This window comes from Cypionkella sp. TWP1-2-1b2 (assembly GCF_049896245.1).
In the GTDB taxonomy this organism is placed as follows: domain Bacteria; phylum Pseudomonadota; class Alphaproteobacteria; order Rhodobacterales; family Rhodobacteraceae; genus Cypionkella.
In genome coordinates, this window is record NZ_JAFCTX010000001.1 from 61,324 (window position 1) to 82,854 (window position 21,531).

The window sequence follows — 21,531 nt, forward strand, 5'->3', positions numbered from 1 at the left end:
CCCGCACCGCATGGCAGCGCCGGGAACCGCTGTTCATGCCTAAGCAAGGCATGGCCTCGCCACCGTCCGAGATAGCCCGCCTGTTTGCAGACTGGACAGCCGCACGCGCAGCCTTAAACCTTCGGGCGAAAGATGGGCGCTTTGATAACGAGCCTGACCCGCACTTTGAAGCCATGATGCGGGCAGAGGATGCGATGATGCTTTTCCCGGCAAAGACGCCTGCCGATCTGGCTATGAAGATTTACGCGGCGCACACTGGCGATGTGGTTGATCGCTGCCCCGAGTATGAGCCGCTGTTTCAGGAAATCGTGGCGCTTGTGGGGATGCCGCAGAAATAGCACCGGGGTTCAACTCATTCGGAGCAAATGCTGGTGTATGACCCTAAGATTACCCTAATGTTTTTCGGCCATCCTATGGAGTGTTAGCCCCGCCCAGCGCTGGGCTTTCGCATTGCTAAGCAGGCAAAAATAGGGCGCGCCAGATCGAGGGTACTTTCCGGCGCGCCTTGTAACCTACTACAAACTGAAAGCACTTATCTTGCTGACAAGGGGGTAACCTGCATGGCCAGCCTTAGTTCCCGCTTGATCGAGATATTGCGGAACTCGGGCGGCTCTGTGCTTGCGCCCAAGGCCGGGGGCGGTGATATCTCCTGCGCTTTCGCACCGGGGAACCGCATGCCGGGTTTCGTTCGCACTGAGTGCAACGCTGAAAGGGGGGATGGGTGAGCCGATCCAGACTGACAGGAACCTTAGAAAACCTGAGATTGCCCGGGTCGATGACGCACCGCGCAAGTTAACAAATGTTGACTTTCTAAGGCGCGGGCGAGCTTCAGAAAACTTGAGTTTCCGCCAACCGCCGCATGTTAGGAAATCTTAGGATGCCGCTGCGCAGAGCGAACCTGTCAAAACCTGTCATTGAGAAGAGGTAGCGCGCGGGTTTAGCGTCGCGCAGAAATCCCCATCTTTAAGCTTTCATCGCTTTGTCTTCTTTCCTTTTCGCCGCTTGGTATTCCTTCCAGACAAACGCGCCAGCGTCAGTAACGCTTTCATTTTTATGGCGCTGTAGAAAGTAGAGCCGGAACTCGTTCCAGTTTGCTGCGTCGGGTAGTTCTGGATCGGCCAGCGCAAGGCGTACGAAATCGCCCTTCGCGTCATACTCCGTTTTGCGGAGCTCTAAAAAGAGCTTGAACTTCATGACGTGCCTCCCATGTCTCGCGCAAGGTAGAGTAAAACAGGCATTGTTGATACCCCAGTAGGGGCCGCGATGTGCATTGCTCGGGCAACCTTAGTTCGTGGGTTAAGCGAAGCTGACCTTACGTGGGAACTATCTTCTACATTCAAAGTTCTCCTGTGAGGCGCGCGCTCATGATGCATGGGCTTTAGTCCGGGATTACAACATGCAGGAAATATCCGTGTACCAAGCCAAATTTTTTGTCATGTTCGCCCAGCCTAGGGTGACATCCGCAGACCTGAATTACTGTGGGGAATGACCCTGTCGCGGAGCTTTTAGTGGCGATTGCTGCTCAGGATCGAGAGGCCTTTCGGCATCTCTATTTTAGAGCAAGCGATAAGCTTTTTGGCGTGTTGATGCGGATACTCGGCACCAGAGGGGAGGCAGAGGATGCGTTGCAAGAAATTTTCATCCGCGTTTGGTGTAAAGCCGGTCAATTTGATGCGACGAAGGGCCGGGGCATGACTTGGTTGCACTCATTAGCGCGCCATCATGCGATTGATAGGATAAGGTCGCGGCCATGGTTAGAATATGACAATAGTGCCATAGACTTAGTTTTGGACACCACCTTGAGCGCCGAGACCCGCATGATTGCAATTGGTGACGTCAGACGGATGCAAACGTGTCTCGGTTGTCTTACTGCGACCGAAGCGGCGATGGTGCGTGGAGCTTACTTGGGTGGCCATTCGTATCTAAATCTGGCCCACAGCTTTGATATGCCCTTAAACACGGTGCGCACGACACTTCGCCGCAGCCTGCACAAGGTGCGGGAGTGTATGGCCCGTGGAACAGTTTAGACAGACGATCTAGCCTCAAACACCGAGGCGGAGAAGTGGCGCGCATGTTGACACAGCTCACGCCGCCCTGTCCGAGTGCGTGTCAGCGAATGTTAGTCTCGCCGCCGCACTTCGGCCGCGCAGCATGTTATCAAATGTTAAGGTTGCATATGCGCTGGGCGAACCTGAGAAAACCTCAAATGCGGTATTTGCGCAGAACTACGCGCGCGGGCGCGGGTGGGGTGTTAGGCCGAGTGCCGCGAATTGCCGCATCGGGCAAGCAATCCACCCTAACGACGCGCAAAAGGTGGGTCTAGGGGTGGATAGAAACCTATCCAAGAAAGCCAACCATATGTTTATAAACGATAATATAAGAAATTTTGGTGCCCCCATCAGGATTCGAACCCGAGACCCCCTGATTACAAATCAGGTGCTCTACCAGCTGAGCTATAAGGGCAGTTCCCTTCAAATATCGGCAGGCGCGGTCGGGTGCAAGGGGGTTGCTTGGGATATGCTATCTTGTGGCGCGAACCAGCAGCGCCACCGCCGCAAGGCCCATGACGGTAACGATCAGGGCGGCGGGGGCGGCTTCACCGATGCGCTCCAGGCTGGCGAGTTCATAGACTCGCGTGGCTAAGGTGTTGAAATTGAACGGGCGCAGCAGCAAGGTTGCGGGCAGTTCCTTGACACATTCGACAAAGACCAACAGCAGCGCGGTCAGAACCGACCCCCGCATCAGCGGCAGATAGACATCGCGCAAGGTGCCACCGACCCCGCGCCCCAAACTGCGCGCGGCCATCGGCAGTGACGGTGAAATCCGCCCGAAGGCCGAATCCACCGCGCCCTGTGCGATGCCGAAGAACCGCACGAGGTAGGCCAGCACGATCGCCGCAGCCGTTCCGGTCAGCATCAGGCCGGGGTCGTGGCCGGTCAGCGCCAGCACCAGATCGGCGACACGGTGATCCAGCGCTGCGAGCGGCACCAGCAAGCCGACCGCCAGCACGGCCCCGGGCATTGCATAGCCCAAGGTAGTCAGTGGCAGCACGCTGCGCGCAAGGCTGCGCCCCGCCATCCGCACGCCGTACACCAGAAACAGCGCCGCCGAGACGGTCAGCGCCGCCGCAATGCCGCCAACAATCACCGTGTTCAGCGCAGCCTGCAACAGCCCCGGTGCCAACCACATCTGCGGCTTCGCCAAGGCATGACCCAGCATCACCGCCGTCGGCAGCACAAAGCCGAGCAGAAACGGCACCAGACACAGCGCCGTCGCGGTCCAAGCCCAGACCCCATGCAACTGGATCGGCGTCACCGGGCGGCTGGCGCGGGTTGGACGGTGAAAGCGCGCGTTGCGGCGGCTGACATATTCGATACTCAAAAGCACCAGCACCAGAGATAGGATCACCCCCGCGATCTGCGCAGCCCCGCCCGCATTGCCGCCGTTCAGCCAGGTTGAGAACACTCCGGTGGTCAGCGTCTGCACGCCAAAGGTGGATACCGTGCCAAAATCGGCCACCGTCTCCATCATCGTCAAGGCAACGCCCGCCGCAATCGCTGGGCGCACCAAAGGCAGGCCCAGCCGCCAGAACATCCCCCACGGCCCCAGACCCAAGGATCGCGCCACCTCGTAACTCGCGCCCGATTGCTCGCGCAGGGCAGCACGGGTCATCAGGTAAACATAGGGATACAGCGCTGCTGAAAGCACCAGAATGGCGGCAGGTTCTGAGTTGATCTCGGGAAACCAATAGTCGCGGGCGTTCTTCCAGCCAAAAGCCCCGCGCAGCGCGATCTGCAACGGCCCTGCGTAATCCAGAAAATCCACCAGCGCATAGGCCCCGACATAGGCCGGGATCGCCATCGGGAACAGCAGTGCGTAATCCAAGCTGCGGCTGCCGGGAAAGCGGTACATCACCACCAGCCACGCAGCCCCCGCCCCCATAGCTGCCGACAGCAGGCCCACGCCGAGCATCATCCGCAACGTCGCCGTAAAATAGCGCGGCAACACGGTGGACAGCAGATGCGGCCAGATGTTTTCGGTCGGATGAAACGCGATCCACACCACCGCCAGCATCGGCACCAGCACGATGCCGCCGACCAGCAGCGCACCCAGCGACCAGATATCAAACTGCAGCGCTTTGATCCGCAGCCAGCGCGGGCGAAGGCGGGATTTCTGACTGTTTTGCAAGGGCATCATCCGCGCCAGATAACGGAAAGCTGTTTCCCTGTAAAGAAAACCGACTATAGTTGCGCCAACAAGAACAAGCAGGCAGGCCACCCCCCGATGCGGATCGTCTATCACCTTGGCGCGCACTTCACCGATGAAGAGCGGCTTCTGAAATGTCTTTTGAAAAACCGCGAGGTGTTGGCCGAGCATGGCATCGTGGTGCCGGGGCCGAAACGCTACCGCAACCTGTTGCGCGACACCGCCATCCAACTGAAAGGCAACACCGCCAGCCGCGACACGCAGGCGCTGATCCTTGATAAGATCATGGAAGAAGATGTCGCCGACCGCATGGTTTTGTCTTGGGACAGCTTTCTGTCGCTCGCACCTTGGGCGCTCGATGGCACGCTTTATCCGGCGGCGGGCGAGCGGGTGCGCGCCTTCAGCCAGATTTTCCCTGAAATTGAGGCAGAGTTCCATCTTGCCATCCGCAACCCTGCGACTTTCTTGCCGGCTTTGTTGAAAAAACTGCCGAACAAAACCTATGCCGAGTTTATCGGCAAGGCCGATATCTTCCAACTGCACTGGTCGCAGGTGGTGCAGCGGATTTTGACGCTTAACCCCGGCGTGGCGCTGACGATTTGGTGTGATGAAGACACCCCGCTGATTTGGCCCGAAGTTTTGCGCACCGTCGCAGGGCTGCCCGATGATGTGATGCTGGAAGGCGCGGATGATCTGCTGGCCACGCTGATGTCGGGCGAGGGCCTGACCCGGCTGCAAAGCTATCTTGAAAGCCATCAGCCCGGCTCGGTGATGCAATGGCGCAAGATCGTCTCGGCTTTTCTGGATAAATTCGCTTTGCCGGATCGCATCGCCACCGAGGTCGAAATGCCCGGCTGGACCGAAGCGACCGTGGCCGAGCTGACTCGGCTTTATGAGGAGGATGTCTACCGCATCAGCCATATGCCGGGGGTGGATTTCATCACGCCTTGAGATCGGGTGCCCCTGTGTCGGCGTCGATTGGGGATTTCACACCCCCAAACCTCTGTGGGATATTTGAGCACAGAGGATGACAATTTTAGCGAGAACTCGCTTGGAATCTGTTCCGATAACCGAACCCCCTCTTGTGACGGAAGCGTGGTAAACTCCAAATCAGGACGCAGACGCGCGCAGTTTCAGGCGTCTGATGATCTTGGCCGCGCACCGCCTGTGCCCGCAGACCGCTAAACTGACATTTCAGTAAACAGCCACCAGTGGCGGTCAGCCACAATCCATTCGGGAGGAAGAAATGCGTGTGAAGACACCAAATGAACTCCGTGATCTGGTGCGCGGGGAAGTGATTATTGAAAGCGACGCTGCGTACGAGCGCACCCGTTCGGTCCACAATGGCATGATCGACAAGCGATCCGCCGTGGTTGTACGCGTGATGAACGCCGGTGATGTGATCGCCTCGGTAAACCAGGCAAGCGACAATGGCCACAAACTATCGGTCAGGGGCGGTGGACATGGTGGCCTTGGCTTCGGCACCAACGATGGCGGGGTTGTGATTGATTTTTCAAAGATGCGCGGCGTCAGGGTTGAGCCAAATTGCATGACAGCCAGAGCCGAGGGGGCGCAATCTGGGGCGATTTCAACGCCGCAACCAGTGCGTTTGGCCTTGCCACGACGAAGGGATCATCTCCACGACCGGGATTGCCGGCCTGACGCTGGGCGGTGGTATCGGATATCTGACGCGTGGTCACGGTCTTTCGATGGACAATCTGGTGTCGGTCGATGTCTGGTGACGGCCGATTTGGTGACGGCCGATGGCAAGATGCTTGTTGCCAGCGAGACCGAGAACGCGGACCTGTTCTGGGCCATTCGCGGCAGAGGCGGCAACTTTGGCGTGTGCACCTTGCTGGAGTATAAACTCCAGCCGGTCAAGAATGTGTACTGGGGGCCGATGTTCCATGAGGTCAGCGAGGCCGCGAATATTATGCGTTTCTGCCGCGATCATATCAAGGACGCGTCCGAGCAGATGGGCGATTTTCCAGCCTTTCAGATCGCGCCGCCGCTGCCCTTCATCCCCGAAAACCGGCACGGTGACATGTTTGTGGCGATGGTCGCCTGCTGGTCTGGTGATCCCGCCGAAGGCGACCGCCAGTTCAAAGCGTTTCACGATCTCGCCGAAGCGAAGGCCGAGATGGTGGGACCGGTCCCCCATCCGGTGATCAACCGTGCCTTCGACGGCCTTTTCCCGCCGGGAATCCGTCAGTACTAGACGGGCGATTTCATCAAGGAATTGAAGGATGGTGCGATCGCGGCGCATGTCCAGCACGCACCGAACGCGATCTCGACCATGCACCTATATCCGATCAATCGAGCCTGCCATAGGGTGGCGTCGGATGCCACCGCGTTCGGGCATCGCGACGCTAACTTTTCCATGGTGATCCTTGCGGCATCGTCATATCCCGCAGGTGACGCGGCCAATACAAGGTGGGTGCGCGACTGCTCCGACGCAGTCGCGCCGCATTTGGAGGTTGGAGGCTATGTCAACTTCATGGATGACGATGAGGCAACGCCAGCCCGCGCCAATTATGGCACCAACTTTGACCGGCTGGTGAAGATCAAGCGCCAGTATGACCCCGACAACGTCTTCAGGGTCAACCAGAACATCGCACCCTGAAAGATTGCGAAACTGAAACTGGCAGTTGTGTCTAAGTTTGAGCAGATTTTGTGGGGATCATCGCCAAACGAAAACCGGGCAGCGCCAGCGCACAACCTGGATTTTGTTCTTAAGTCCGATCGCCCGTGGCAGCGGTTACTGCATCCCCAACGCGGATTTATACATCTCGATGATCGCTTCTTCTTCGGCGATCTCATCGGGCTTGCGCTTGCGCAACGCGATCACCTTGCGCATGACTTTGGTGTCATAGCCCCGGCCCTTGGCCTCGGCGAACAGCTCTTTTTCCTGCTCGGCCACGTCCTTTTTCTCGGACGCGAGTTGCTCGGCGCGCTCGATGAACTGGCGCAGCTCGTCGGCGGTCACGGTATAGGCGGCGGTTACATCATTCATCGCGGGGGCTCTTTTGGTTTGGGTTTGGCTGTTCCTACAGGGCGGGGCTTGCAGGATCAAGCGGGCCTGCGAAGGCTTGCAAGGCTTTGCCAACGGCGTTACCGCAGGTGCAGGTTTTAAGGGAGGCAGCAATGCATATCGTGATCGGGATCGGGACGGCGCTGACCCTGTTGGGTATCGTCGGGCTGGCGTGGTGCATCAAGCTGGTGCTGGGCATCAAGCGACATGCTTTGGCCGATGATCAGGCGCGGATCGCGATGCAGCGCGTGGTGGCGTGGAACATGGGCGCGCTGGCCGTATCATTTCTCGGGCTGATCATGGTCGTCGTCGGGGTGATTCTGGCCTAATCGGCGCTGTTGAGCGAGCCAAAATCCCGGCCATCGGCGATCAAGCGATCAAACAGCGCATCGGGGGCGTAAATCTGCGGTGCCGCTTCTGCGCGTTTGTGCAGATCGGCGCGCAATACCAACAACCCGCGCCTGTCGGCCTGAAACAGCGGCCCGCCCCGCCAACGCGGGAACATCCCGTGCAGCACCGCAGCCGCATCCACATCCAGCGGCCTGCGTGCCACCCCTTCGCTGATCAACCGGGCCGCCTGATTGGCCAAAGCGGCGAGGCAGGCATCCAGCACCCGCTTGGCGTCGGGCGGTGGCGCAGGCAGTGGTCCGCGTGCCGAAACCCCGATCCCGAACGAGCCAAGCGCCGCCGCAATCACCGGACGCGCCATACCCTCAGCCTCCAGCTGCGCGATGGCCGCCGACAATGCCGCGCGCAGGCGGCGGTCTATCGGCCCGCCCGGCCCGGTGAACACCAGCTTCCAGCCAAGCCGCCGCCCCAAAGCCAGCCCCATCGCCTGCACCGCCACCGGAGCATCCGCCCCCGCCGCAAATTCGGCCACCAGACCCGCCGCCAGCGCCATGCTGATCCCCACGCGCGTGCCCGCCCCGCGCGCAGGCAAAGCCCCCAGTGCTATGACTGGCACAGCGGCATCCTCCAGCGGCGGCAGCGCACCCGCGTTGTTCAGCACCAGATCAACGCCACTGATCGCCGCCGATCCCGTGCTCAGTCGCGCCCAATCGGCATCGCGCGCTTCAGCAGTCAGCCGCCCCGCTGTCACCGCCGCCTCTTGCCGCGACGCGATTTTCTGCAACGCAGCCACCAGCGCCTCACGCGAGGGGTCGATCAGACTGACCCGCAACCCGGCCGCCAAAGCTTGGCCCACCAGTTCTGCCGCAGGCTCTGCCGCGCCCCACACCGCAAGGCTGGCAAGTTTGCCTGTCCCGAAACTGGCCAGTGCTGCAGGTGGCAAAACCGCCCGCCGCTCGGCATAAAACGCATGGCGCAGCCCCTGCGCTTCGGGGGTGTTCACCAAGGCATTATAGGCCGCCGCCTCAAAACCAAGCCCTTGTTGCAATGGCAAAAGCTGTGCGGCCTCGACACAGTCGATCAGCCGCAAAGGTGCCGGCAGGGGCGAACCGGCGTAGCGCGCCCGTGCCGCCACAATCGCCGCCTGATAGGCCTTGCCATCGCGCAAGCCGTCGCGCCGATCCGAGGTTTTCAAAGGTGCAGCCCCGTTCAACGCCACCGCCATGGTTTCGGCAAAAGCGCAAGCCTGCGCCCGCAGATCACCCTCTACCACCTGATCCAGCAGACCGATGGTCAGCGCTTGCGCAGCTGTCAGCGTTGCAGGCTCCAGCATCAGTTTCAACGCCGCCGCGGCCCCCACCAGACGCGGCAAGCGCTGCGTCGCCCCGGCCTCAGCCACCAGTCCCAGCCCGATCTCGGGGAGACCAAGCTGCGCCGCAGGGCTCGCCACCCGACCATGCGCCGCTAAAGCCAATTCCAATCCCGGCCCCAATGTGCTGCCGTTCAAGGCCACGATTACCGGCTTGGGAAAATCCTCAATCTGTTGGCAAAGCGCCGACAATCCCGGCGCTGCATGGGCTTTTCCCAATTCAGATAAATCTGCCCCGGCTGAAAACGCCGCCAGATCGGAACACATCACCACAGCGCGCAGATCACTGTCCGCGACCGCAGTTAATGCCGCCGAAAGCGTGGCGCGCAGATGCTGAGACAGCACGTTCACCGGGCGATGCGCCAAGATCAGCAGCAAAACGGCCCCTCTGCGCTCTACACGCACCGCATCCGTCAAGGCCTTGCCGTCCATACCACCCGCTCCACCAAACCGTTGCGGTATTAAGCGACCGCGCGCGGACATTGGCAATCCCAGAGCGCAATAAGCGGTGGGCCTGCGCGATTTCGGACCGTTTATTGCAGATTGGCAGATTGGCAGAATTCTTACGGGCTGGGTTCAGACGGGCAACATTCAAACCGGCATGTTGTCGAAATCGGCTTCCTCAGCGGCCCCGATAGGCTCGGCCAGCGCAGGCATCTGCCCCAAAGCCCCCGGCAGCACTTCACTCAGCGCCCGCATTTCAGCCAGCAACAGGTTCAACCCCATTGCCTGCCCCGACAGCGTGGCCGCCAGTATTTCGCCCGTCATCTCGGTCATTGCATTGGTCTTCGGCATAACATTTCCCCCTATGTGGCACAGTTGCGGCAGAACGGCGTGTCAGGCAGCACATCCAACCGGCCGGGCTCGATGTCTTGACCGCAGGTGGCGCAGATGCCGTAATCTCCGGCCTCGATCCGCGCCAAAGCCGCCTCAATCCGCCGGATTTCCAACAACCCGGCGTTGCCCATGCCTTCCAGCACCTCATCGCCCTCGCGCTCGGTGGCAAGCTCCTCCCAATCGGGCGAATGTTCGGCAACAAGCTCGGTGGAAATTCCGCTCAATCGGCTTTTCAAAGCGGCCAAACGCTGCTGCATCTGCGCCTTGTGGCCCGTGGTTGAGATCATGCGCTGTCCTTTCCTGACTGCGCCCATTCTATGCCAAAGGCACCGATCGACCTTGATGCAGGTCAACACAGGCAAATCAAAATTATTCGGACATTGCGATGTAAGCCGACGCGACTTATCCTGTCGCCTAAAGCCCAAGGAGGCCGCGATGCATCCCGACGTTCACGCTTTTTTCGACGAAGCCACCAACACCATCACTTATCTCATGCGCGAACCGAACGGCAGCGCCTGTGCGGTCATCGATTCCGTGTTGGATTTCGACTATGCTTCGGGGCGCACCGACACGCGGTCTGCCAAGGCGGTGATCGCCTATATCCGCGCAGAAGGGCTTGATCTGAAATGGATTTTGGAAACCCATGTCCATGCCGACCACCTGTCTGCCGCGCCCTATATTCAGGAAGTCTTGGGCGGTCAGATCGGCATTGGCGATCAGATCACCGTGGTGCAGGAAACCTTCGGCAAGGTGTTCAACGAAGGCACCCGTTTTGCCCGTGACGGCAGCCAATTTGACCGGCTGTTTCGTGACGGTGACAGTCTGATGATCGGCCAGATGCGCCTCGATGTGATGCACACCCCCGGTCACACCCCCGCCTGCCTGACCTTTGTGGCGAGCGACGCGGCTTTCGTCGGCGACACTTTGTTCATGCCGGATTTCGGCACCGCGCGCTGCGATTTTCCCGGTGGCTCGGCTGCGGTGATGTTCGATTCCGTGCAGCGTATTCTGACTTTGCCGGATGCCACCCGGATTTTTGTCGGCCACGACTACAAAGCGCCGGGGCGCGAGGTTTTCGCGTGGGAATCCACCGTCGGCGCGCAAAAGGCGCTGAATGTGCATGTGGGTGCCAGCCGTAACCGGGACGATTTCATCACCTTACGCGAAAAGCGTGACGCCAGCCTTGCGATGCCCCGGCTGATCATCCCCTCGCTGCAAATCAACATGCGCGCGGGTCAGATGCCCGAGGCTGAGGAGAATGGACTGTCTTACCTGAAAGTGCCGCTGAATGGTCTTTGAATTTACGGCGAAAGGGCAGTGATGCTGGATTGGCTTTGGGGCTTTGTCGGCGGTCTGATGATCGGCGGGGCGGCGGCGGTGTATTTGCTGTTCAATGGCCGGGTGATGGGGGCCTCGGGGATCATCGGCGGGCTGATGGATCGCTCTGGCTGGGGCAACTCGGCTGAGCGGTTGGTGTTTCTGGCCGGATTGATCGGCGTGCCATATCTGCTGTCGCTGCTGATCGGCGGTGAGACTCACCTAACCGGCAACTGGCTGGTTATCGTGCTGGCCGGACTGCTGGTCGGGATTGGCACAAGGCTTGCCAACGGCTGCACCTCGGGTCACGGCGTTTGCGGCATCTCGCGGCTGTCGCTGCGCGGGATTGTGGCGACGCTGATCTATCTGCTGGCGGGCGGGCTGACGATGGTGCTGCTGCGCCACCTGATCGGGGTGATCTGATGCGGCACTTGGGATTTGCCATACTGTCGGGTGGGCTGTTTGGCGCGGGTCTGCGGATTTCGGGGATGGCGGACACGCGACGCGTGCAGGGCTGGCTGGATGTTTTCGGCACTTGGGACCCGACGCTGGCCTTTGTGCTGGGCGGCGCGATCTTGCCGATGGCCGTCGCGTGGCGGGTGGCGGCGCGAAGGGAGCGCTCGTATCTCGGGCTTGCTCTGCCGCCTGCCCCAAGCCGCGATCTTGATCGCAACCTGATTGCAGGCTCGATCCTGTTCGGTATGGGCTGGGCGCTGGCGGGGCTTTGCCCTGGTCCGGCGCTGGCGTCGATCAGTTTTGGCGGCGTGGGCGGTCTGGTCTTTCTATTGGCGATGCTCGGCGGTATGGTCGCGGCACCCGCCCTGCGCGCGCGTCTTGACGGCGCCGCCCCAGCCGCCAGCCCGAGGAGCAAAATGGACATTCGCGCCCTGACCCCGACCTATGCCGTCTCGCCGCAGATCGAGCCAACCGACCTGCCCGCGATCAAGGCCGCGGGTTTTACCACCGTGATCGACAACCGCCCAGACGGAGAAATCCCCGCGCATCTTCATACCCCGCATATGAAGGCGGTGGCGGAGGCTTTGGGGCTGCATTTCATCGCCAACCCGGTGATTGGCGGGGCGCTGACGATGGAGAATGTCCGCCTGCAATCTCAAGTGATGGCCGATGCGACCGGGCCGGTGTTTGCTTATTGTGCCTCGGGGAACCGCTGTTCAGTGGTTTGGGCGCTGATGAATGCGGGGCAGAGATCGACCGATGATCTGATCCGCACCCCGGCGAAATACGGCTATAATCTGGAGCCTTTGCGCGGGCAGATCGAGGCTGTGGCGGCGGAAGCGGGCGCGGGCAAAGCCTGAGTTTCGGGATGTGTCCACGCGTGGACACGGGGCCGATGCGTGATGAATCAATGGCTTGCAGATCGTCGTTCATAAAGGCTTAACCTTTGTCCAAAGCCGGAATTTTCCAAAAAATTCCGTGTCGATTTCCGTTTCGGAAATCGGCTTCTGTCTGGTGGTTGCGACGCTCAGCCGGTCTGGCGCAGCGGTTCGGGGACCACCGAAATATCAACCCCGGCGGCCTTGCGCGCCTGCGCTTCGCCGCTGGTCAGCCGGATCGCGCGCATGCCGCGATTCTGCCCCAAGCGCCCCTCTGCCAACCTGCGGCCATCCATGCCTTCAAACTGAATCCGGTCGATCGCGGCGCGCGGCAAGGTGAGCATCTCGCCGACTTTCAGCCCCAGCACCCGGCTCAGCGACAGTGAGACCCGACTGACAACCGCATCGAGCACGCAAGCCGTCTCTTCCACCTGTTCCGCCAAAGCCTGCGCAAAGGCCAACCCGGATTGCGCCGCAGCCTCAGGGCCTGACACCGCCACAGCGGGCATCACACCCTTGCCCTCAGCAGGCAGCGCCAAGATCACCGCACCCTGCCGCGCGCCCAGACCCAAAGACAGCTCTGCCGTCAACACCCGGTAGTCGATATCCTCCAGCAGCAGCCCCAAGGGGCGCGGATCATCGAGAAAACTGGCATAGCGAAAGCTGCCCGCCCAGTGCAAATCTGCCTCTTGCGCCAAGGCCTGTTCTAACCCCTCAAGCGCTGCATCCAGCGTGGGCGCGACCATGGCGGCATCAGTGCGGGTGGGTTTGCGACTGGCAAGCGCGCTGGTCGAGACTTTGCCCAAGGTCTGTGCCTCGATCATCGCGGCAAGCACCGGCGGTGTCAGGATCAGCAGGCCCATACCTTCTGCCGGGCCTTGCAGCACCGCGATCAGCGCCTGTTGCGGCGGCAGTTCCAGCAGTTCGGCCAGAGACTGACGCTGCATCGCCAGCGTCGTCACCTCGACCGACAGGCTAAGCCTGTCCCGCGCAGCGCGCGCCAGGCCCAAGCGCCATGCCCGATCTGCCCCCGGCCCACCTTCGGCCAACAGCGCCTTGGCCGCCGCGATTTTGCGCCGAATGACGCCGTCTTGCTGTGCTTCTGCCACTTGGTTCCCCTGATCGGACCGCCCTGTGGTCAGATTAGCGGCCCCCGCCCTAACAAAGCGTTACCGTCAACCAGATTTTTCCATCCGCAGCGGCACAGAGACCCGAAATGCAGCGCCGCGTTGCCCCGGCAAATAGCTGACGGTGCCGCCCAAATTCGCCATGATCTCGCGGCAGATCGCCAACCCCAAACCCGCGCCCCCCGCCCGCGCATCATCGGTCAGCCGGGCGAATTTCTCAAAGATCAGGCCTTGTGCGTCTTTGGCAATGCCCGCGCCGTTGTCGATGAAATCAACCACCACCCGCCCACCCTTTTGCCGCACCGCAATGCGCAACACCGGATCGGACGCATCGCAATATTTCCGCGCGTTTGAGATCAGATTGATGAACACCTGCACCAAACGATCGGCATCTGTGCGCAGAAAAATCTCCTCGGACGCATAGTCGCGCTGGATGTCAAAGTTGCGTTCGGGCCGGGTTTGGGAGGCCGCTGCCAAGGCGCGGTCGATGGTTTGACCCAGATGCGCAAGCCCCAGATCAAGCTGCACCGCGCCATTTTCCAACACCGAAAGGTCCAGAAGATCGTCCAGCAGCCGCGTCAACCGTTTGGCCTCGGCATGGATAATCTGACCATATTCGGCGACGCGCGGGCGTGGCAGATCGCCCTCGGCCAGAATCTCGGAAAACGCCCGGATTGAGGTCATCGGCGTGCGCAACTCGTGGCTGATCTGACTGAGAAAGGCATCTTTTTGCACCGAAAGCTGGGTCAGCTTTTCGTTGACCTCGCGCAACTGCCGCGCGGTGCGGGAAAGCTCGGTCTGCTTGTCCTCCAGCCGCGCGGAATATTCCATGATCTGCGCTGTTTCGGTCGCCACCGTCATCAGATCTTCCACCGTCACTGTGGCGCGGCCAAACAGCTGGCTGATCATGGCATGGGCGGTGGCGGCCCCAACCGAGCCTGCCAGATTACGCTCCAACCCCGCCAGAAAGCGCGGCGTGAGGTCGGGCAGAAATCCCGCCTTGCCTTGGGCGCGGGCCTCGGTCTCGAAAAACGAAATCGCGGCTTCGTCGCCCAGGATGCGCTGTGCCATGTTCATCAGCGCTTCGGGTTCGGCTTGGCCATGGGTCCAGCCAAGCCGTTCGGCCTGCAATTCATCATCAAAGGCATTGACGAAGGCGGCCCCCTGGATGCGCTCGACCGGATCGGGGAAGGACAGCAGCGAGCCTGCGGTATAGCCGGCAATATTCAGAGCCAAGGACCAGAAGATCGCATGGTTCAGCGGGTCCATGCTTTCGGTGCCAAACAAGGCTTGTGGACGCAGCCATGACAGATTGAACAACCCGTGCTGCAAGACATCAGCCGAGATCGCAGCCCCCGCCCCGAAGGATGGCAGGAACAGCGTAAATCCCCAAGTGGCAAAGCCGATGCTAAGGCCAAGCATGGCCCCCAGCTTGGTGCCGCCGCGCCAGAAAATGCCACCGAGCAAGGCGGGCAGCACCTGCGCCATGCCGACAAAGGCAATCTGGCCGATGGCCGCAAGCGCTGCCGAGCCGCCGGACAGACGGAAATACTCCAGCCCCAGCGCCAGCACGCCGATGATCGAAAGCCTGCGTGCGAGCAGGATGGCGCCGCGCAGATCGCCCGAATGGGCGGCTTGCGGGCGCAGCCACAGCCACGCGGGCATCAGGATGTGGTTTGACACCATGGTGGCAAGGGCAATGGTTTCTACTATCACCATCGAGGTGGCGGAAGAAAACCCGCCAAGGAAGGCCAGCAATGCCAGACCGCCTTGGCCTTCGTGCAAGGGTAGTGTCAGCACCATCATATCAGGGTTCGCGCCTGCGGGCATCCGCTCCAACCCGATCACGGCGATGGGCAGGATGAACAGGCTGATCAGAAACAGATAGGTCGGAAATGCCCAAGAGGCGCGGGCAAGATGACCCTCCTCGACATTCTCCACCACCAGCACTTGGAACATCCGCGGCAAAGTGATCACGGCGGCGGCAGAGAGAAAGATCAAACCGCCCCAGCGCCCCGGATGGATCGCCCAGTTCGGGTCGGTGTAATTTTCAATCCGAGTGATCATCGCTACGGGGCCGCCGCCCAAGCCCCAGACCACGAAGATGCCCACTGCCAAAAGGGCCACCAGCTTGACCACCGCCTCGACCGCGATGGCCATGACGATGCCGTGGTGCTGCTCTTTGGCATCCAGATTGCGGGTGCCGAACAGGATGGTGAACAAAGCCAGCCCCGCCGCCACCCAGATCGCGGTGGCATCGCGGTCGGGCATCGCCCAAGTCTCGGGCGAGCTTTGGGCGAACACAGAGAACGACAGCGTCACCGATTGCAGTTGCAGCGCGATATAGGGGGTGGCCGCGACCACGGCGATCACTGTGACCAGCACGCCGAGCAGGTTCGACTTGCCGTAGCGGCTGGAAATCAGATCGGCAATCGAGGTCACCCTTTGCCTGCGCCCGATCCGCAGCAGTTTGCGCAGCACCCACCACCAGCCGACAAACACCAAGGTTGGCCCCAAGTAGATCGTCAGAAACTCCAACCCCGTCCGCGCCGCCGAGCCTACCGCGCCATAAAACGTCCAAGCCGTGCAATAGATCGACAGCGACAAGGTATAGACCAAGGGCGAGCGCAGGAATCGCATCTCGCCCCGCGAGGCTCGACGTTCGACGACGAAAGCGACGAGGAACAGGAACGCCACATAGGCCAGACAGGTCAGCACCAGCACATTGAACGGCATCAGGCGTCCTCAGGCTGCGCATCGGCCTCGGGCTGTGCCAATCCGGGCGCGACATAGGCGGCAAGGCCGATCAGCAAGGCCCAGACGCCGAAGACATAGACTGCCGTGCGGCCAGCGCCTGTGGCATCGCTCCACATCAACGGCAGCATAAGCAGGAAGAACCCGACCAGCGGCAATAACCGCGCTGCATCGCGCAGGCGGCGCTGACGGTAGACCGCGCGGGCAAGAAACAAGGGCGCGCGCGGGCCTCGCATCACGCCCCGAGCAATTCCCGCACCAAGGCGCGGATTTCTGAATTGTCAAATGGCTTGCTCATGAAGGCGGTCACGCCTGCCCGCTCGGCGGCCTCACGGTCGCGCAGCTGGCCCTTGGCGGTCAGCATCAGGATCGGCAGCGCCGCATTGGCCGGATCAGCGCGCAAAGCGATCAGAATCTCCAGCCCGCTCATCCCCGGCAGCATCGAGTCCAAAATCACCAGATCGGGGCTCAGCCGCGCCACCTCTGCCAAAGCCAGCGCGCCATCGGCCATCACAGACACCGCCCAACCATCCCGCGACAGAATAAAGCGCAACGCCTCGGCGATGTTGGCCTCATCCTCGATCAGCAAAACCTGACGCATGTATTTCCCCCGGAAGCCGACTATCAGGGCAAAGCCGCCCCGTGTCAAAGGAAGCCACTGCCCTTACAATTTCACATTGGCCTAAATACTCCCGCCGGAGGCTCCCCAGCCTCCGCCAGCACTACGCCGACAAAATCGAAGGCTCCCGCCGCGCAGGGCAGGCCTGCCGCTGGCAAATCCGACAGGTCGAGCCAATCGCCAAGGCGTCACCTACGCGCCCAATCTCTGGCAAGATCAACATCGCCGCCTCGCGCAACTCTGGCCCGCGAAAACCCTGCGGAAAGCGCGGCTGACAAAACGCCCGCACCCGAAAGCGCAGCGGCTGCGGCCCGGCGGTCTCAACCACCATCTCAATCGGCGTCATCGGTCGCGACAAAGCTGCAAACAGCGGCCACAGGGGGCAAGCCGCCCCGAAGCGCGGCAAAGCAAAGCCCGGGATCGGCTTACGGAAGGTCAATGTGCCCGAGGCATCGCAAACCACCAACCCGGCCTGCACCCCCGGCCGCAAGGCGATCCGCCGCGACGCCGCAAGAACATCACCGCCAAACCGCGCCGCGAGCGCTGCCGGATCAGGCCCAAGCTCGCCCAAAGCCTGCGCAAACCCCGCTGCCGGATAGGCCGCCAGATCGCGCGCGGCCTGTGCCTGCCAGGCAGCCGCCATCTGCCGCGCCGCGCCTGACGCCAGCCCGCGCAAATCGCCCGACTGCCAGTCATTCACAGCCAGCCAAGCCTCTAACTCCTCTTGCGGCGAGGCCAGACCCTGCTCTTGCTCTTGCCCCGCCGTATCGAGATAGCGCACCAAAGCTTCAGCCCCCAAGGCCAACCGCTTGCTGTCGTCTTGCAGATTGCCCAAGAACCGCGCCTGCCATTCCGGCTCGATATCCTCGGTATCGGCGAGAATGGCAGCAGTGGAGCGCACCGAAGCCACGGCGGAAAGCACCTCATGCAGACTTGCCGACAGGTGCGGATCGTGGCTCATCCGGTCGTTCATCGCCTCTAACGCCCGCTCCAACCCGGCGACGCGCTGATGCAGGCCGATCACTGTCGCGGCCCAACCGGGAAACCTAGCCGCGAAATCCTCGCTGCGGTCAATTTCCGCCCCCGGCAGACGCGCCGCCGCCGCGCGCAGATCATCCAGCACCGCCGCACCGACGCCTTGGTGAAAGCTTTGCAGCGGCTGACCCAAAGCTTCCGCCAGCCGCGCCAGCAAAGGCTCGGCAATGCGGCGGCGATTGTGTTCGATCAGGTTGAGGTATGAGGCCGAAATGCCGACGGTTTCGGCCAGATCAGCTTGTCGTTGGCCCAAAGCCACACGCCGCTCACGCAGACGGGTTCCGGTCAGGGAAGAGATTGGCATGGCATAACTCCGACTTCTGCCATGAAATTTACAAGAAATTGAAAACTTTACAATGTGCAGGGTGGCCACGATTTATGTCTTTGATAAATCGTCTTGCCGCAAACAAAACGGGCACAAGGTTTCCCCCGCGCCCGCTTCATCGGTCACCCCTGCGCTTATTGCAGAGCTTTATCGGTCACCGCATGGCTCCAAGCGCCTTCCGGTTCTTTGGTGATCACCGGGTCCGAACCACCCGACAGCAATGCCGCCACGGTGCGCTTGTAGTCGGCCTCATCCAGCGCGCCATTCGAGCCTGCGGTCAGCTTGGCAATCTCGGACATCATCTGCTTTTGGTGCTCGATAGTCTGTGCGCCCGTCGCGTCATTGTCCAAAACGATTTGTGCGGCCTCGTCGGTATTGGCTTCGGCGTATTTCCAGCCCTTCATCGAGGCGCGCACGAAGCGCACCATTTTATCCTCGAACGCAGGGTCGGCCAGTTTGTCTTGCATGACATAGAGCCCGTCTTCCAAAGTGGCGACGCCCTCGTCTTCATATTTGAACACCACCAGGTCTTCCGGCTTCACACCCGCGTCGATCACCTGCCAGTATTCGTTATAGGACATCGTCGAGATGCAAGCCGCCTGCTTTTGCAACAACGGATCGACGTTGAAACCCTGCTTCAGCACGGTGACACCGCCCGCCGAGCCATCGGTTTTCAGCCCCAGCTTGCTCATCCAGTTCAGGAACGGATATTCATTGCCGCCGAACCAAACGCCGAGGGTTTTATCGGCAAAATCCGCCGAGGTCGCGACGCCGGATTCCCTCAGGCAGGTCAACTCCATCCCCGAAGATTTGAACGGCTGCGCGATGTTGACCAGTGCCAGACCCTTTTCACGCGCAGCGAGGGCCGAGGGCATCCAGTCGATCACCACATCCGCACCACCGCCCGCGATCACCTGCGTTGGGGCCACATCCGGGCCGCCGGGCAGGATAGTGACGTTCAGGCCTTCTTCGGTGTAATAGCCTTTCACGGCGGCGACATAGTAGCCTGCGAATTGCGCTTGGGTCACCCATTTCAGTTGCAGTGTCACGTCATCGGCTGCCTGCACGGCAGAAGTCATCCCGCCCGTCGCCAGTGCGGTGAACAGCGCGGCTGTAAGTAGCTTTTTCATTCTCAACCTCCAAGTTGAAGCCCGGTTTTGGGCCCGTTTGTTTACGTCGTTAGTTTCTTTGTGACGGATGCCAGAATGTCACCCGCTTCTCGATCAGCGCAACCAGCCCATAAAACGCCGATCCCGCCAATGCCGCCACCGCAATCTCGGCCCAAACCATGTCGGGCGACGAGCGCCCAACCTCAGCCACGATGCGGAATCCCATGCCCACGATAGGACTGCCGAAAAATTCGGCAACAATCGCGCCGATCAGCGCCAGAGTTGTCGCAATTTTCAGCCCGTTGAAAATGAACGGCATCGCGCTCGGCAGCCGCAGTTTGAACAGGGTCTGCCAATAGCTCGCCGAATAGGTCGCCATCAGATCACGCTGCATCACCTCGGATGCAGCCAACCCCGCAATGGTGTTCACCAGCACCGGGAAGAACACCATCACAACTACCACGGCGGCTTTCGACTGCCAATCAAAGCCAAACCACATCACCAGAATCGGCGCGATCCCCACAATCGGCAAAGCGGCGACGAAATTCCCCACCGGCAGCAACCCCGCTTGCAGGAAGGGCGAGCGGTCAATCGCAATCGCGGTCAGGATCGCCGCCGCACAACCAATCGCATAGCCGCTCAAAGCGCCCTTGAAAAAGGTCTGCACCAGATCGGCCCACAAAGTCGGCACGCTGGCACTCATCCGCGCCAAAACATCGCTCGGCGGTGGCAGGATGATCTTGTTGACGCCGTAAGCCGTCACGCCCGCCTGCCACAAAACCAGCACAGTCAGCCCAAACACCAAGGGCACCGCATAGCGCACCCAAGCCGCACGGCATTTAGACAGCTCAGAATTCAGCAACCAAGCCCCGGCCCAAAACGCCAGCAAGCACCACAAGCGCGGGTCCAGCACCATCATCGCGCCATCCCCATCCGTGTCAGAACGCGGCGCTCAATCCGCCCCGCCAGCATCACCAACACCGCCGCCAAGATCGCCGACAGGAACAAAGCCGCCCAAATCTGCGTGGTTTGCCCATAATACGAGCCCTGCAACAGCCGCGCCCCTAAGCCTGCCTGCTGGTTCAACTCGGCCACAATCGCCCCCACCAAACTCGCCGCAATCCCCACCTTCACGCTTGCGAAGAAATACGGCATTGAAGAAGGCAGCCTCAGCTTCCAGAACACGGCGCCACCGGGGGCCGCATAGGTCTGGAGCAAATCCAACTGCATCACCTCCGGGCTGCGCAGCCCCTTCACCATCCCCACCACCACCGGGAAGAAACTGAGGTAAGCCGAGATCACCGCCTTGGTCATCAGCGGCGTCGCCCCCACCGCGTGCATCACCACCGCCAGCATGGGTGCCAAGGCAATGATCGGCACCATTTGGCTCGCAATCGCCCAAGGCAGCACGCTCATCTCCATGCTGCGCGAATAGACAATACCAACCGCCAACAGCACGCCCAACGTCGTGCCCATCGCAAAGCCCAACAAGGTGCCCGAGATCGTCACCCAAGCATGATAGACCAGCGATTTTTTCGAAGCAGGCGGCAAGCCAAAGGTCGAACGCGCCAACTCCGCAATCACCTGATGCGGGCTGGGCAACACCGGGCGATCTTGGTTCAGCGTCAGCCCCGGCAGTTGCATCACGCTTGGAGCCGCCTGATCCGCCCGCGCCGCCTGATCATAGGCCCAAGGCACGTTCATCCAGATCGCCGCCGCATACCAGACGGCGAGGATGATCAACAGAACGGTCAGGATTGGCATCGCCCGCTTCATGCCTGCCCCCCCGGCCAAGCGATCATCAATACCGCCACCACGCCCAAAGCCATGCCCGCCAGTTGCAGCGGGCTGGGTTTTTCGCCAAACACCACCACCGCCATCGCGGTGATCGCCACCAGTTGGAACACCACCGACAAGGCAATCGCGACGCCGAGGCCATTGCCGCGCATCACCTGCACCATCAGCGTGTTGCCAAGGCAGAACAAAGCCAGCGCGCCCAGAAGCACCCAAGTGCCGCCAGCTTGCGCGTAGGTTTTCAACACGCCGTTGGCGGCGACAAACACGGCGGTTGAGGCGGCCAGCCACGCGAGGGTGACAAGGTTCATCGCGTGCCCGCCGCA

At 61.1% G+C, this 21,531-nt stretch carries 24 protein-coding genes, 1 tRNA gene and 1 pseudogene; 10 read left to right on the plus strand and 16 right to left on the minus strand.

All coding sequences use genetic code 11. From position 1 onward, the window contains the following. Positions 1 to 35: 35 nt before the first annotated feature. Positions 36 to 338 carry a hypothetical protein gene (locus tag ACP7AP_RS00330; RefSeq protein WP_426031076.1) on the plus strand — a complete coding sequence of 101 codons (303 nt, stop codon included), beginning with the start codon at positions 36 to 38 and terminating at the stop codon, positions 336 to 338. Positions 339 to 963: 625 nt separating this feature from the next. On the opposite strand, the gene ACP7AP_RS00335 is transcribed toward ACP7AP_RS00330, so the two are convergent. Beyond that, positions 964 to 1,194 (minus strand): hypothetical protein, encoded by a 231-nt coding sequence (locus tag ACP7AP_RS00335; RefSeq protein WP_426031077.1) that lies wholly within the window; start codon positions 1,192 to 1,194, stop codon positions 964 to 966. A 314-nt stretch (positions 1,195 to 1,508) separates the two neighbouring features. Between ACP7AP_RS00335 and ACP7AP_RS00340 the strand changes: the two genes are divergently transcribed. Then, the gene (locus ACP7AP_RS00340) at positions 1,509 to 2,027 is read left to right on the plus strand and encodes a sigma-70 family RNA polymerase sigma factor (RefSeq protein WP_426031079.1); all 519 of its coding nucleotides are present in this window, start codon (positions 1,509 to 1,511) and stop codon (positions 2,025 to 2,027) included. A gap of 360 nt (positions 2,028 to 2,387) precedes the next feature. On the opposite strand, the gene ACP7AP_RS00345 is transcribed toward ACP7AP_RS00340, so the two are convergent. Together ACP7AP_RS00345 and ACP7AP_RS00350 are read right to left on the minus strand one after the other, a co-directional pair. Beyond that, positions 2,388 to 2,463: transfer RNA gene (locus ACP7AP_RS00345), tRNA-Thr, on the minus strand. A 57-nt stretch (positions 2,464 to 2,520) separates the two neighbouring features. Continuing rightward, positions 2,521 to 4,074, minus strand: a complete 1,554-nt coding sequence (locus tag ACP7AP_RS00350) for an ABC transporter permease (RefSeq protein WP_426031396.1) — start codon at positions 4,072 to 4,074, stop codon at positions 2,521 to 2,523. 210 nt (positions 4,075 to 4,284) lie between these two features. On the opposite strand from ACP7AP_RS00350, the gene ACP7AP_RS00355 reads away from it, so the two are divergent. The 3 genes from ACP7AP_RS00355 to ACP7AP_RS00365 all read left to right on the plus strand — a co-directional run bounded on the left by ACP7AP_RS00355 (position 4,285) and on the right by ACP7AP_RS00365 (position 6,829). Continuing rightward, positions 4,285 to 5,157, plus strand: a complete 873-nt coding sequence (locus tag ACP7AP_RS00355; protein ID WP_426031081.1) for a hypothetical protein — start codon at positions 4,285 to 4,287, stop codon at positions 5,155 to 5,157. A gap of 295 nt (positions 5,158 to 5,452) precedes the next feature. Then, entirely contained in the window at positions 5,453 to 6,424 is a 972-nt protein-coding gene (locus tag ACP7AP_RS00360) for an FAD-binding oxidoreductase (protein WP_426031083.1), read from the plus strand. Positions 6,425 to 6,502: 78 nt separating this feature from the next. After that, entirely contained in the window at positions 6,503 to 6,829 is a 327-nt protein-coding gene (locus ACP7AP_RS00365) for a BBE domain-containing protein (protein ID WP_426031085.1), read from the plus strand. A 135-nt stretch (positions 6,830 to 6,964) separates the two neighbouring features. Here ACP7AP_RS00365 and ACP7AP_RS00370 read toward each other — a convergent pair whose 3' ends face one another. Further along, positions 6,965 to 7,219: a DUF2312 domain-containing protein gene (locus ACP7AP_RS00370; RefSeq protein WP_054004785.1), complete on the minus strand. Its 255-nt coding sequence runs from the start codon at positions 7,217 to 7,219 to the stop codon at positions 6,965 to 6,967. A 131-nt stretch (positions 7,220 to 7,350) separates the two neighbouring features. Here ACP7AP_RS00370 and ACP7AP_RS00375 point away from each other — a divergent pair, with 131 nt between their 5' ends. After that, positions 7,351 to 7,566, plus strand: coding sequence for a hypothetical protein (locus ACP7AP_RS00375; protein WP_426031087.1), 216 nt, complete (start codon positions 7,351 to 7,353; stop codon positions 7,564 to 7,566). Here ACP7AP_RS00375 and ACP7AP_RS00380 read toward each other — a convergent pair. From ACP7AP_RS00380 to ACP7AP_RS00390, 3 genes are all read right to left on the minus strand, one after another. After that, entirely contained in the window at positions 7,563 to 9,386 is a 1,824-nt protein-coding gene (locus ACP7AP_RS00380; RefSeq protein WP_426031089.1) for an enoyl-CoA hydratase-related protein, read from the minus strand. The two genes, ACP7AP_RS00375 and ACP7AP_RS00380, sit on opposite strands and share 4 nt — an antisense overlap. Before the next feature lie 159 nt (positions 9,387 to 9,545). Further along, entirely contained in the window at positions 9,546 to 9,749 is a 204-nt protein-coding gene (locus ACP7AP_RS00385; protein ID WP_426031091.1) for a hypothetical protein, read from the minus strand. Positions 9,750 to 9,760: 11 nt separating this feature from the next. Continuing rightward, complete coding sequence (locus tag ACP7AP_RS00390; RefSeq protein ID WP_426031093.1) at positions 9,761 to 10,078, minus strand: TraR/DksA family transcriptional regulator; 318 nt, start codon at positions 10,076 to 10,078, stop codon at positions 9,761 to 9,763. Positions 10,079 to 10,226: 148 nt separating this feature from the next. On the opposite strand from ACP7AP_RS00390, the gene ACP7AP_RS00395 reads away from it, so the two are divergent. From ACP7AP_RS00395 to ACP7AP_RS00410, 4 genes and pseudogenes are all read left to right on the plus strand, one after another. Then, a complete protein-coding gene (locus ACP7AP_RS00395; RefSeq protein ID WP_426031095.1) occupies positions 10,227 to 11,090 on the plus strand; it encodes an MBL fold metallo-hydrolase in 864 nt (287 codons plus the stop codon). Between the two features lie 18 nt (positions 11,091 to 11,108). Then, positions 11,109 to 11,531: a YeeE/YedE family protein gene (locus tag ACP7AP_RS00400; RefSeq protein WP_426031097.1), complete on the plus strand. Its 423-nt coding sequence runs from the start codon at positions 11,109 to 11,111 to the stop codon at positions 11,529 to 11,531. Further along, positions 11,531 to 11,911 (plus strand): annotated as a pseudogene (locus ACP7AP_RS00405) (DUF6691 family protein); the annotation flags it as partial. The gene ACP7AP_RS00400 and the pseudogene ACP7AP_RS00405, both read left to right, overlap by 1 nt. Positions 11,912 to 11,980: 69 nt before the next feature. Continuing rightward, positions 11,981 to 12,424: a TIGR01244 family sulfur transferase gene (locus ACP7AP_RS00410; protein ID WP_426031398.1), complete on the plus strand. Its 444-nt coding sequence runs from the start codon at positions 11,981 to 11,983 to the stop codon at positions 12,422 to 12,424. A 167-nt stretch (positions 12,425 to 12,591) separates the two neighbouring features. Here ACP7AP_RS00410 and ACP7AP_RS00415 read toward each other — a convergent pair whose 3' ends face one another. The 9 genes from ACP7AP_RS00415 to ACP7AP_RS00455 form a co-directional block, all read right to left on the minus strand. After that, the gene (locus ACP7AP_RS00415) at positions 12,592 to 13,551 is read right to left on the minus strand and encodes a FliM/FliN family flagellar motor switch protein (RefSeq protein ID WP_426031099.1); all 960 of its coding nucleotides are present in this window, start codon (positions 13,549 to 13,551) and stop codon (positions 12,592 to 12,594) included. 66 nt (positions 13,552 to 13,617) lie between these two features. Next, complete coding sequence (locus ACP7AP_RS00420; protein WP_426031101.1) at positions 13,618 to 16,305, minus strand: ATP-binding protein; 2,688 nt, start codon at positions 16,303 to 16,305, stop codon at positions 13,618 to 13,620. Continuing rightward, on the minus strand, positions 16,305 to 16,559 hold the full coding sequence (locus ACP7AP_RS00425; RefSeq protein WP_426031103.1) for a hypothetical protein: 255 nt from the start codon (positions 16,557 to 16,559) through the stop codon (positions 16,305 to 16,307). The genes ACP7AP_RS00420 and ACP7AP_RS00425 overlap by 1 nt, the downstream gene beginning before the upstream one ends. Beyond that, on the minus strand, positions 16,559 to 16,924 hold the full coding sequence (locus ACP7AP_RS00430; protein ID WP_426031105.1) for a response regulator transcription factor: 366 nt from the start codon (positions 16,922 to 16,924) through the stop codon (positions 16,559 to 16,561). The genes ACP7AP_RS00425 and ACP7AP_RS00430 overlap by 1 nt, the downstream gene beginning before the upstream one ends. Positions 16,925 to 17,045: 121 nt before the next feature. Further along, complete coding sequence (locus ACP7AP_RS00435; RefSeq protein WP_426031107.1) at positions 17,046 to 18,281, minus strand: short-chain fatty acyl-CoA regulator family protein; 1,236 nt, start codon at positions 18,279 to 18,281, stop codon at positions 17,046 to 17,048. Positions 18,282 to 18,436: 155 nt separating this feature from the next. Further along, positions 18,437 to 19,432 (minus strand): ABC transporter substrate-binding protein, encoded by a 996-nt coding sequence (locus tag ACP7AP_RS00440; RefSeq protein WP_426031109.1) that lies wholly within the window; start codon positions 19,430 to 19,432, stop codon positions 18,437 to 18,439. A gap of 49 nt (positions 19,433 to 19,481) precedes the next feature. Continuing rightward, positions 19,482 to 20,330, minus strand: coding sequence for an ABC transporter permease (locus ACP7AP_RS00445; protein WP_426031111.1), 849 nt, complete (start codon positions 20,328 to 20,330; stop codon positions 19,482 to 19,484). Next, complete coding sequence (locus tag ACP7AP_RS00450; protein ID WP_426031113.1) at positions 20,327 to 21,187, minus strand: ABC transporter permease; 861 nt, start codon at positions 21,185 to 21,187, stop codon at positions 20,327 to 20,329. The genes ACP7AP_RS00445 and ACP7AP_RS00450 overlap by 4 nt, the downstream gene beginning before the upstream one ends. Then, positions 21,184 to 21,516 carry a hypothetical protein gene (locus ACP7AP_RS00455; protein ID WP_426031115.1) on the minus strand — a complete coding sequence of 111 codons (333 nt, stop codon included), beginning with the start codon at positions 21,514 to 21,516 and terminating at the stop codon, positions 21,184 to 21,186. Before ACP7AP_RS00455 ends, ACP7AP_RS00450 begins: the two co-directional genes overlap by 4 nt. Between the last annotated feature and the right edge of the window lie 15 nt (positions 21,517 to 21,531).